The 11352-nt window shown below is 60.2% G+C and carries 9 protein-coding genes; 5 read left to right on the forward strand and 4 right to left on the reverse strand.

Translation table 11 applies throughout. From position 1 onward, the window contains the following. The first annotated feature begins 87 nt into the window (after positions 1–87). The 4 genes from AAAX75_RS02975 to AAAX75_RS02990 all read left to right on the forward strand — a co-directional run bounded on the left by AAAX75_RS02975 (position 88) and on the right by AAAX75_RS02990 (position 4898). A complete protein-coding gene (locus AAAX75_RS02975) occupies positions 88–732 on the forward strand; it encodes a DUF4867 family protein (RefSeq protein ID WP_161115218.1) in 645 nt (214 codons plus the stop codon). A gap of 253 nt (positions 733–985) precedes the next feature. Further along, positions 986–2785, forward strand: a complete 1800-nt coding sequence (locus AAAX75_RS02980; RefSeq protein WP_349091045.1) for a histidine kinase N-terminal 7TM domain-containing protein — start codon at positions 986–988, stop codon at positions 2783–2785. A gap of 2 nt (positions 2786–2787) precedes the next feature. After that, entirely contained in the window at positions 2788–4281 is a 1494-nt protein-coding gene (locus AAAX75_RS02985; RefSeq protein WP_349091047.1) for an ATP-binding protein, read from the forward strand. Then, on the forward strand, positions 4278–4898 hold the full coding sequence (locus AAAX75_RS02990) for a response regulator transcription factor (RefSeq protein ID WP_006236292.1): 621 nt from the start codon (positions 4278–4280) through the stop codon (positions 4896–4898). The genes AAAX75_RS02985 and AAAX75_RS02990 overlap by 4 nt, the downstream gene beginning before the upstream one ends. 110 nt (positions 4899–5008) lie before the next feature. Here AAAX75_RS02990 and AAAX75_RS02995 read toward each other — a convergent pair whose 3' ends face one another. The 4 genes from AAAX75_RS02995 to AAAX75_RS03010 all read right to left on the reverse strand — a co-directional run bounded on the left by AAAX75_RS02995 (position 5009) and on the right by AAAX75_RS03010 (position 9306). Then, complete coding sequence (locus AAAX75_RS02995; RefSeq protein WP_349091048.1) at positions 5009–5851, reverse strand: hypothetical protein; 843 nt, start codon at positions 5849–5851, stop codon at positions 5009–5011. Between the two features lie 80 nt (positions 5852–5931). Continuing rightward, complete coding sequence (locus AAAX75_RS03000) at positions 5932–7173, reverse strand: SPFH domain-containing protein (protein WP_089573532.1); 1242 nt, start codon at positions 7171–7173, stop codon at positions 5932–5934. Between the two features lie 48 nt (positions 7174–7221). Beyond that, positions 7222–8544, reverse strand: a complete 1323-nt coding sequence (locus AAAX75_RS03005; RefSeq protein WP_349091050.1) for a hypothetical protein — start codon at positions 8542–8544, stop codon at positions 7222–7224. 24 nt (positions 8545–8568) lie between these two features. Further along, positions 8569–9306: a DUF4428 domain-containing protein gene (locus AAAX75_RS03010; RefSeq protein WP_349091052.1), complete on the reverse strand. Its 738-nt coding sequence runs from the start codon at positions 9304–9306 to the stop codon at positions 8569–8571. A gap of 396 nt (positions 9307–9702) precedes the next feature. Here AAAX75_RS03010 and AAAX75_RS03015 point away from each other — a divergent pair, with 396 nt between their 5' ends. After that, positions 9703–11238 carry a helix-turn-helix domain-containing protein gene (locus AAAX75_RS03015; protein WP_349091054.1) on the forward strand — a complete coding sequence of 512 codons (1536 nt, stop codon included), beginning with the start codon at positions 9703–9705 and terminating at the stop codon, positions 11236–11238. Positions 11239–11352 lie beyond the last annotated feature (114 nt).

An 11352-nucleotide genomic window follows, 5' to 3' on the forward strand; every position in this document is an offset into this window, starting at 1 on the left:
TTTGTTGATTGGTCGGGACGAGCGTTCAAAATCGCTCATGTTTGTTCTAGAATGTTCGTATAGTCACATTTACAAACAGGAGTGAACATGCATATCTACTCTGTCAACGATCCCGAGTTCAAATCCTATGGCAACGTTTGGGATAACGTTCCGTCCGAGCTTACGTCGCCCGTGCTCGAGGCGCTCTCTGCCACGCCCATTCCCGAGGGCAGCAAGTACGTTGCAAGTGCGCCGGAGCTCGAGGACGTCAAGGATGCCGACAAGCTTGGCTTTCTCATGTTTGGTGGCCGTCCCTTCCAGCTCGGCTGGTGCAACGGCCACAATACACGACTCAACTGCCTGGAGTATCACCGCGCGAGCGAATTCAACCTGGGCGCTCGCGACTTTATCCTGCTCGTGGCGCATCGCTGGGAGATCGAGGACGGCAAGCTCGACACCGCGTGCGTCAAGGCGTTTCGCGTGCCGGCGGGTACGGTCGTCGAAGTCTTCAACACCACGCTCCACTACACGCCGTGCATGGTCGACGACGGTGGCTTCCAGGTGATGGTGGCGCTGCCCGCCGGCACCAACGGCCCGCGCCCCGAGGTCGCGGCCGACATGCCTGCGGCCGGCGACAGCTACTGCTACTGGAAGGCCGACAAGTGGGTCCTCTGCCATGCTGACAGCCCCAAGGCAGCCGAAGGCGGCTACGTAGGCCTCATCGGCAAAAATCTCGACATCACCGTGGACTAGCGCATCGCCCCAAACCACCACAAAGGTGCCTGTCTCCTTTGCGGTGGTTTGGGGCGGGCGGATATCGGGAAGTGCCAGACGGGGGAGGCTGCCGGGCGCCTTGCCGTCTGCGGATTTTGGGACATGCGGCCCGCTTTTTCGACCCATCTGTCGGTACACTAAAAGCACTATGGGTACCTGCGAGCGACATATCGGCCACGCGGCCGCCCGATCCGCACCCGTGGCGGATCCCAGGGGTGGCAGGCTCTTCGCCATGCCGCGATTCCTTGTTGGCATAACACATCGGATGTACCGCCACCGCGTCTTTGCTATCGCCGGCGTCATCACTGCGCTGTTCCTCATGCTTTTGGCAGTCTTGCCGGCGCTGTTCGCCTTCGACCCCAAACTTTCTAACGCCGTGCCCGCCTATAGCGAGGTGTCCGAAGAGGTCGTGGATGCGCTCGCCCACTCGAGCTCTCTCCCGCTGCTTGTCGCCGCAATTATATTTTCGATCTGGGGCGTATCGGTCTATCTGCGCTGTTTGGACTATGTGCTGCGCCGCCGCCTTGTTGCCGTCGCCACCATCTGCGCCCTGTGGATGATCGAAGTCATTCTCAAGTACAAGTCGTTCACGCCGTTCTATGCCACCGTGCTGTGGTACCTGTACTACGTGCCCATGACACTCATTCCGCTGCTCTACCAGTTGTGTGGTCTGCGCCTTGCGGGCCTGGAGCAACACCGCCTGGGTCGCCGCTACTGCGCTGCGCTGTGGATTGTGGCTATCCTGCTTATCGGATTTGTGCTCACCAACGATTTTCACCAGCAGGTCTTCCACTTTGACCGTACAAGCGACACCTGGAGCAACGATTACACGTACGGCTGGGGTTATTTCGCCGTCCTCGTGTGGACGGCCTTTAACTTTGTGGCCTTTTTTATCCTGGTGGGCCGGTCCTCGTCCTTTCGCATCCAACGTTTCTCGGGCACGGCGGCGCTCGTGCTGCTGGGCGGCGCGTTCTTTGCCATCTCATATGCGTTGCGTGCGCCCTGGGCATGGAGGCTCAACTTCTCGCTCATCTATTGCGTCTTGTGCGTGGCGGCGATGGAAATCTGTCTCGATTGCGGTGTCATTCCGTCATATCACGACATCGCCGGCATTTTCGATACCCTGCCGCTCGACCTCAAAGTTCTAACGCGCGACCTGCAGGAAGTCTATGCCACGCCGGTGTCGAAGCCAATGCCGGCGGGCGTGTGCGAAGAGCTGCGAGCCCAGGAACACGGGCATGCCCATGCCTTTGCCGTGGCGTCCGATCCCGATGTGATGTACCGTGCCTTTCCACTGCTGGGCGGATCGGCCCTGCTTGCCCAAGACGTGTCGGATCTCAACGAGCTTAACCGTGAACTGGCACATCGTCGCATGGAGCTGCAGCGTCAAAACGAGCTGCTCGCTGCCGACTACGACCTTAAGACGCACCTGGCAGATCAAGAGGCCGAGACCTTGCTGGTTCAAGACGTGGACCAGGCGCTTGCCCGCGCGCTCGAAGGGATGTACGACCCGCTGAGCTCGCTGCCGCCGTTGACCGATGAAGCGTCTTCGCACGAGCGTTACCGCATGCTGCAGCGAGCCAAGATGCTCGTCGCCTATTGCAAGCGCAAAGGGTCGCTCACGTTGGCACAGCACGGGGAGAGCGGTTTTGATCGCGACCGCATTCAGCTCATTGCCAACGAGCTCGCAAGCGACCTGCGCACCATCGATATCGATTGCGCCTCGATTATCGCTATACGGCGCCCGCTGCACGCCAGTACGGTAAGCGCCCTGTACGACTGCGTGTATGACTTTGCGTTTTTTGCCTACACCACCGACCATCCGGCGCTTATGTATCACTTGGGCGACCATGACCGATGCAGTGTCGAGCTGCGCGCCACGCTTTTTTCCAACGATGATGCAGATCTTTCGCAGACGCCCGCCGCGCAAGAGCTCGAAAGCGCTCTGCAAGGGCGCAACGTGGCATACCGCCTTGAGGGCGAGCCCGGCCAGCTGCGCATGATCGTCTTGATGCCGCGGGCGGGTGAGTGACGATGCAGATTTCGCTCATCCTTCCCCAAATCGTTGCGCTCGATGTTGTCTTTGCCCTGGCTGCGTGTCTGCAGACGATTCACGTCCCGCTCATCGCATCGCGCCGCTCGTCCTATAACCGTAAGGTGATTTGTGCCTACGAGGCGAGCCTTGTACTTCACCTAGTTATTTCGGCGCTCATCTTGTTCGCGTCGTCTGGCTCATATCTGGTGGCGCCGCTTGACGTTTGCGCCAGGGCAATGGGCAGAGCGTTGTGGCTCAATGCCGTGATCTTTGCCTACGGCGTGGTGCTTATGGTGCACTATCGTCGCCCCGTCATGCTGGCCGAACTGTTGCTCGTTGCCGCCGTGACGCCGCCGGTGGTTTTTGCCATGGGCTCGGCGTGGACCGTTGTCCTTATCGCAGAGGGAGCGTTTTTCCTGTTCCGCTCCATTGCGGCGCTCTTGATGGATGTCCGCAACCGCCAGGAGGATATCACCGCGTTCTCGACGATCGAGACCATCAACGTGATTCCCGTGGGCATCCTGTATCTGGACCCGAGGGGCCGTCCGCTGCTCATGAACCGCTGTATGCGAAAAAACCTGGTGGAGCTTCATATGCCCACCGATCTAGGCGATATGAGCGGTACATGGAACGACCTGCGCAAACTCAGCATGCAAATGCCCGAAAGCAGCCAGAACCGCGTGCGCATTAATCTGGACCGCTTTGGTGAGGCGCGCGTTGTGGTCGAGGTTTCTCCCGCCGAGATTCGCTTGTTCGTGCACGATGACGTTATGGTTTCGGGCCGCCTCTTCGAGCGCATTATCGGCCTGGATGTAACAGAGTATGCGCATGCTCATGATCGCCTGGCGCAAGCCAACCACCTGCTTGAGCTTGCGGGCCAAGAGCTCCAAGCCCAGATCGAAGAAGTCAAAAAAGTTGCTGACAATGCGGCCTATCTGCGTATGCGCGCTCGCGTGCACGACGTGATCGGGCAGCGCCTGTCCATCCTCCATCGTTATCTGGAGGAGGGGCGCCTGGATGACGAGTCACTCGAGCAGATCGACCCGCTGCTGCGCTCAATCGCTGCCGATCTGCGCAGCGGGGGCGACACCGAACCGGCAGAGCAACTGGGAGATATCGTCCATGCCTTTGGCCTGGTGAGTGTGCAGATCGATGTTGAGGGTGCGCTTCCTGAGGACGCGCGTGTCGCCGCCGCATTTTTGCAGATTATCCGCGAGGCCTCGACCAATGCCACCAAGCATGCGCAGGCGCATCGGGTCCGCGTGCGTCTGTGGCAGGAGACGTCGGAAGACGGCGCTGTTGCGCGGATGACCGTTTCTAACGACGGCGCGCCTGCACCCGTATCGTATCGCGAGGGAACGGGTATCCCTGGTATGAGGCATGTCGCACAGAATCTGGGCGGCAGCCTGGAAGTCCACACCGCCCCGCCCTTCACGCTTACGGTGTCCATCCCGCTCGCCTCCAACGCCACGGTCCAAAGGAGAAGTTCATGATCCGCGTCCTTATAGTCGAAGACCAGGCCATCCTGCGCGAGAGCCTGGCGCGCTCCGTTGGCGACCAGCCCGATATGACCGTTGTTTCCGCCATTGCCGATGCTTCCGAGGCCTTGGGTGTCGCGCTCAAGGAGCGCCCGGACATGATACTGATGGACGTATGTACCGAGCATGATTCCAACGGCATCGTGGCGGCGGCGCGCATCAAAGAACAACTGCCCGAGTGCCGCGTCATTATCATGACGGGTATGCCCGAAATCACCTTTGTGGACCAGGCGCGCGAGGCGGGCGTCGACAGCTTTGTGTACAAGAACGTCGGTATCGACGAGCTATTCGCCGTGATGCGCTCCACGCTGGCGGGTTACTGCACGTTTCCCAAGCCGCCCGAGAGCATCTTCTCGGGCACGGCGGCCCTCGACGATGTCGAGCTGTCGATCTTGCGCCTTGCCTGCGAGGGTAAAAGCCGCCGCGAGATCGCGGCCGAGCTGTTTATGAGCGAGGGCACCATCAAACGCCGCATCTCGGAGATTCTCAATAAGACCGGCTACGACAACATCATGCGCTTGGCCGTGCGCGCAGTAACGGAGGGCAGCATCGTTCCCAACATGGAGCGCTAGCGCTCGTTACGCATCGGCATAAAGCGGCGGGGCCGCAGGATCAACTCCTGCGGCCCCGCCTGGCAAGTGCGCGGATGTGTCCGCCAATCCGTGGCCGTCGATGTCTGCCGCTACGCGATGGTTGCGCTGTAGGAGGCGACGTCCTCGTAGGAATCGGTCAGGTAGGCGTCGATGCCGATGGTCGTATTGACCAGGTCGTCAAGGCTGTCAAGCTCGCCGCTCGAGAACGTGAATTCCTCGGTGGCGCTGGTGCCGGGCATCAGGTTAGCCGAGAACCAGGGTTCCTTCATAGTGCCGTTGACGTTGGTCTTGCCGGAAGGAGCGTAGAAGGTCAGGTCCTTGTCGCTCTTGTTGGTGATGTTGACGACAAAGCCGATGTCGCCCCAGTCGTCTTTGAACTTCTCGGTGATGGTGATGGTGCACAGGTCGTCATCGGCGACGGTGACGGCGGGGGAGATTTCGACGCTCTGGACATCTTCGTCTTCGACGGCCTCATCGATCTCCTCTTCCTTCTCGGCCGCCTCGCGATCCTTCTTCACCGTACCGGACAGATCCTTGTCGGACTTCGTAAAGATAAGCTTGTCGCCTTCCACCTCCAGGACGAGCTTGTCGTCCTTGAGCTTCAGGTCGTGCGACTCATCTTCGGCGGTAATCGTTACGGTGGTGGCGTCCTTGGCCTCCCATTTCAGGTCGGCGACCTCAAGGAACATGTCGAGGACGCCCGTGCCGTCTTCGTCGAGGATCAGGATACAGTTGAGGCCCCACTCCTTGAGCATATCCATGTACTCATCGGTGAGCTCTTCGCCGTCCAAGGTTCCACCCGAGAGTTCCCAGCTGCCGACGAAGTTGGCCTTGGGGTCTTTGCCGCCGCCGCTGCAGCCCGTCAGGGCAAAGGCGAGCGCCAGGACGCATGTCAGAAATGCGAGTACGGACTTTTTGAACGTTGTCTTCATGGTGTCCTCCTTCGTGTGTGAAAACCCATAGAAGCAAATGCGGGGGTGGCGGATCCCCCGCCAATTACCAGATGGAGGGGCTAGGGCCTGGGCGTTCCGCAGTTGCTGCAGAACTTGCCGCCGTTTTCGCTACCGCAGTTGGGGCAGAACCACTTGGCCGGTGCCGGGGCGGGCGCGGGACTGCCGCACTCGGAGCAGAACTTGCCGGTGTTGGTGGCGCCGCAGCTGCAGGTCCACGTGCCGGCCGCGGGTGCGGCGGCGGGGGCCGGTGCGGGGGCGGGCGCCGGAGCCGGCTGCGGGGCGGCCTGCTGCTGTGCCTGGCCGGCGGCGAACAGCTGGCTGGCGTTCATGCCGCCCATGCCGCCTGCCATGCCCATGCCCATAAAGCCGGCCATTGCGCCGTTGGGGTTAGCGGCTGCCGCGCGCATCGCGTCGCTCTGGGCGCTGGCAATGTTGGCTGCCGCCATGGTGGGATCGCGCATGACCGCGGCTTTCTGCAGGTCCTTGATCATCTGCTCGTCCTCTTGCGAGGCGGCGATGGAGTTAACGCCAAAGCTCACGATCTCGACGCCGCGCAGGTCACGCCAGTCGGCAGAGAGGACCTCGTTGAGCGCGCGGGCGAGCTCGGTGGTGTGGCCGGGGATGGCGCTGTAGCGGATGCCCATCTCCGAGATCTTGGCAAAGGCGGGCTGCAGGGCGGTGAGCAGCTCGGACTTAAGCTGGCTGTCGATCTTGTCGCGCGTGTAGCTATCGGTCACGTTGCCGCATACGTTGGTGTAGAACAGCAGCGGGTTGGTGATGCGGTACGAATACTCGCCGTTGCAGCGCACGGAGATGTCGACGTCCAGGCCAATGTTGTTATCGACCACGCGGAAGGGCACGGGCGAGGCGGTGCCGTACTTGTTGCCGATGATCTCCTTGGTGTTGATGAAGTAGACGCGCTGGTCCTTGCCCGCGTCGCCGCCAAAGGTAAAGCGGCTGCCGATATTGGCGAAGGTCTCCTTGATGGAATCGCCCAGGTTGCCGCTAAAGACGCTCGGCTCGCTTCCGGTATCGAAGACGAACTCACCGGGCTCCAGCGCGACTTCGATGATTTTGCCGTTTTGCACCACGAGCATGCCCTGGCCGTCGTTGACGGCGATGACCGAGCCGTTGGAGATGACGTTGTCCTCGCCGCGCGTGTTGGAGCTGCGGCCACCGGTGCGTTTGCTGCCCTTGCAGGCCAAGACGTCAGCAGGCATCGATTCGCAGTAGATAAATTCCTTCCACTGGTCGGCCATGACGCCGCCGGCAGCTCCCAATCCAGCTTTCAAGAGTCCCATGGTGATCTTCCTTTCTCGTCAAAGGCCGGGTGGTATTGGTTGGATCGCTTAGTCGTCCTTGTCGTCTTTCATGACAACGGTGGTCTCGGTGTGGCTGAAGGTGTCGTGCTTCTCGGTCAGGTCGAGCTCGCCACAATACTCATCGGCATGGGTTGCTTCGTTGGCCGTCTTGAGCTGGCCTACCAGTAGCACGTCTCCGATAATCACGATGATCAGCGGCGCGATGACGTTGATGAGGATGCCCTCGATATCAAAGGTGAGGTAATCCGGATCGAAGGCGTATTCCCCCATAAAGAGAATCTGGGAGAGGATAAATCCGATCACGAAAAACAGCACCGAGGCGATGGCGAGCTTGGGCTTGGAGCAGGGGAGCTCGCCGACCAAACGGCCGGTCTGGCCGTTCATGGCAAACAGATAACTTTTGCCGTTCCACGAGGTGGAAAGCATCCACACGGGGAACAGGGCGTAGTCGCTGTCTTCCCAGGTGTAGTCGAGCTGCTTGCTTTCGACCGTGGCGTCGTCATACTCGTCGACGACGGTCTCGCGCAGGGCCGAGATCGTGCTTTCTTCCATACGGCGCTCGGCGCGCGCCTTGCAGGTCTCGCAGTCCTCGTCGTAACGGTTGGCGATGTAGCCGGGCATATATGCGACCGAGAACGGACGCAGTGCGTCGTAGTCAAACGGCTCGATGGCGTCCATGTGGCCGTCGGGCATCTTGGACGATCCGTCGACGGGCACGCGCTTAAACGAGATATTGCCCTTGCGATAGGCATCGTAGTGGTCGGTGGTCGTGACGGTGCGGTCGGATTCCTCGGTCACGGTCTCGTTGGTCGCGTCAAAGTGCACTTCGCCGTCAACGCGGGCGCCGTAGAGCCAAAACGGTACGTAGACACCTTGGACCTCGTCGATGTGGTTGCCGGTGACAAAGCTCTTGGGCAGCAAGATCTTGCCCTTGTAGTGTTCCTTGAGTGCGGCCGTGACGTCGTCGCGCCCGAGCTTAAACGGAATCACCAGGTCGGGTGAGAAGTCGCCCGAGAGCTGGCCGGGCGCCACGGCGGAGTTGCCGCAGTACGGGCAGGTGGTGACGGCGACGGTGCCGTCGGACACGAGCTCGGCGCCGCACGACGAGCAGATGTAGCCGGCGTTTTGGGCGAGCTCCTGCACCGCGTCGTCGGCGACGGGCTTTGGCGTTGCGGCTGCGGCATCGGCTTTGGCGTCTGCCTTGTCCTGGCGCTCGCGATAGAGGGCCTCGACTTCTTCGACTTCAAAGCGCGAGTCACAGTAGTCGCAGACGAGCTTTTGCTCGGCGCTTGCAAAATGCAAGGGGCCACCGCAGGCAGGGCACTGATAGTTAACGCTCTCGAAGGCCATGATCGGTCCTTTCGCTGCCGGGGGCTATGCGCCGATGGCGCCGCCGCAGTATTCGCAGCGCCCACTGGCATCGGGAATGGTGGTGGCTCCGCAGAAGGGGCAGGTCACCGCGGTCTTGGGGGCCTTGGCGGCCACGACGCTGTCGCGTGTCTTCTGACGCAGCTGCACCAGCGCATCGCGGACTTCGGTTGCCTGGCGCTTGGCCTCGCGATATTCGATGGAGCCGCGCTGATCGATGGTGGAGTCGTTCACGCGCAGGTTGATCTCGGTGAAGTACGGCGTGTTGACGTGGATGGTCAGATTAAAGTCGTAATCTAGGTCGTAGCGCGGCGGGTTGTAGCTCTCGCGCTCGCCGTCCTTGGTCTCGCGATAGATCTCGGTGCGATGCTCGTCGATATCCATATCGCAGCCGAGTACCTGCGAGAACTCGATGATGTCGGGATTGGCGTCGCGCCAGCGGCTCTGCGAAGTGATGATCAGCAGGCCCGCGTCCTCATCGAGCATAATATTGGTGCGCCCGGCAGAAAGCGTGCGCGTGGGGTTGAACGAAGACAGGCGCTCGGCGTTGGCCTCGCGGTAGGCGAGTTGCTCACGGATATCGTCCGCGGTGCTGGAGCGATAGCCGTGAAAGTAGGGGGAGAGCTTGCCGGCGCACTCTTTGCACAGGTAGCCTTCATTGATTTTTGTCTTACCTAGAAGTCCCAGCTCGGTACCGCAAATCGCGCACTCTTTCTTCTCGAACATCTTGTCAAAGAAGCCCATGGCTGCCTCCCATCAACTGGTAGCGTGTGTCGCTTTTGATGATGGGGGAGTGCGCGATCCTTCGCGATACCCAGACGGCTCAAGGAGTCTCCACAACTGGGACACATGGCCCATTTTTGACTAGTCATTGGGGACGTTCTTAAACGACTAATCGCGGGGGACACTCTTCGGCCACTCATTGGGGACGTACTTAAATGAGTGGTAGTTGGAGACACTCCTTGCCGAGCTAGAGGCCGCGCGTGTCCCTTCTGGTCCATGAGGCTCAAAACCGCGGTTTGACGTGAACGGCTGGGGTCAAATTTGCAGCATTTCAAGCCTGGCTTCGATATTGAGACTGGTTCTTTATTAAAATAGATTTCCAGACAATTGAGCGGCTGGGGGTTAACCATGAGGGGCATGGGAGACACAACCGCATATTTGCGTCGGGGCATTCGGGAGATTATATGCCTGGCGCTGTTCTTCTTCACGTTTTTGGCGTGCGAGTATCTTTTTGATGTGCGCATGGCCGAGTTCGTGTCTCCGAACGAGGTCGTTATTTATGAGAGCCTTGTTATCGGCGCGAGCGTGATTGGCTTTTTTGTGCGTCCTATTCTGTACTATCGCCGTCCCCATGCCATTGACGCGACGAGCGACATCACGGGCGTTTTGCTGGTGGCGGCATTGCTGCTGTTGATTATGGCGGTTCAGGTTGAGGTGGTAATCGCCGGCGGTTTGGTAGCGTGCTGCGCGCTGGGCTACTGCGGATCGACTGCCCACGCAAACTTTGCGCGGCGCTTTGCGCGGACGCCCTGCTTGGCGCGCGCCGCCGCACTTTCCTACGCCATGGGCGTTCTGGTGCAGGTTCTCAACCACATGGTGATGCCTGTCGGCATTCCTCAGCAGGCTGTTCTGGTCGTCTGTGCGATCGCGCAGGTGGCGTTGCTCCACGGCGCCCGACGCGCCAAGCTGCGCGACGAGTCCGATCCCAGCTTTGAACCCAGTGTTGCCGGGCTTTCGGTAGATGCTTTGGAATATGGTGCCAAGTGGCAAAACGATCCCGAGGCAAAGGCGGCATTCCGCTGCGCCGTGGTCCGCCTGACCATAGCGACAGCGTATCTTTCCGGCGTATTCGCCGCTCTCAACGCGGGCCTCACAACCCTGCATGCTGTCGGAGCCGTCGATTTGGGCGATTGGCCGCGCCTGCTGCTTGTCGTGAGCTCGTTGGTCGCTGGCGCACTATTTGACCTGCACGGCCGCTCGTATATGAATATCGGCATGACATGTGCCGCCATACTGTCCACGCTTTCGTTCTTTGTGCTCATCGTCGATGGCAATGGCGGCAACGAGCTTGCTGCCACGATCATCTTTTATCTGGGCTCGGGCTTTTTCGTGGTGTTCTTTACCACAAAATATGCCGCCGTCTCGCTCTATGCGCGCTGGTCATATTTTTGGCCGTGCATGGGTCGCGTCGTCAACAACGTGTGCTCGATGTTCGTGACGGCGCCGGCAGTGGCGATTATCTCGAGTCAAAATGTGCTGGCTGCGGTCGGTGCGGCGCTCGTGATGTTTGTGGGCATTGCGATTACGCTGCTGGGGCAGTTGGGGCAACGAGCCGATGATGCCGCGATGCGGGACGGACTGCCGCTTGCCACCGACGATCTTGGTGGGGATCTTGCGCCCACATGCTCCGACCCCGAGCCCGTGGAGGCAGCGGAGCTCACGTCCGATGAACGCCTTGATGCCTTCGTCGCCACCTTTGGGCTTACAGAGCGCGAGCGCGATATTCTTGAGGTCTTGGTCGTTTCGGACCAGAGCGTTCAGGACATCGCCACAACGCTCTTTCTTTCGCGCTCCACGCTCTATCGCCACATTTCCTCGATCAACAAAAAGGCCGGTACCGCCTCGCGCGTGGCCCTCATCAACTTCTTCTGGTCCTGGACACCCAAGGACTAGCTAATCTCCCAATAAGTTGCGGTGGAATAGTCCCTAAATTAAAGTCACGGGGCTTTAAACAGGAACTATTTCACCGCAACTGCTGGGGGGATAGACTGCGGCGGCGGCAGAGGC

Source organism: Collinsella sp. CLA-ER-H7 (assembly GCF_040092345.1).
Taxonomy (GTDB): domain Bacteria; phylum Actinomycetota; class Coriobacteriia; order Coriobacteriales; family Coriobacteriaceae; genus Collinsella.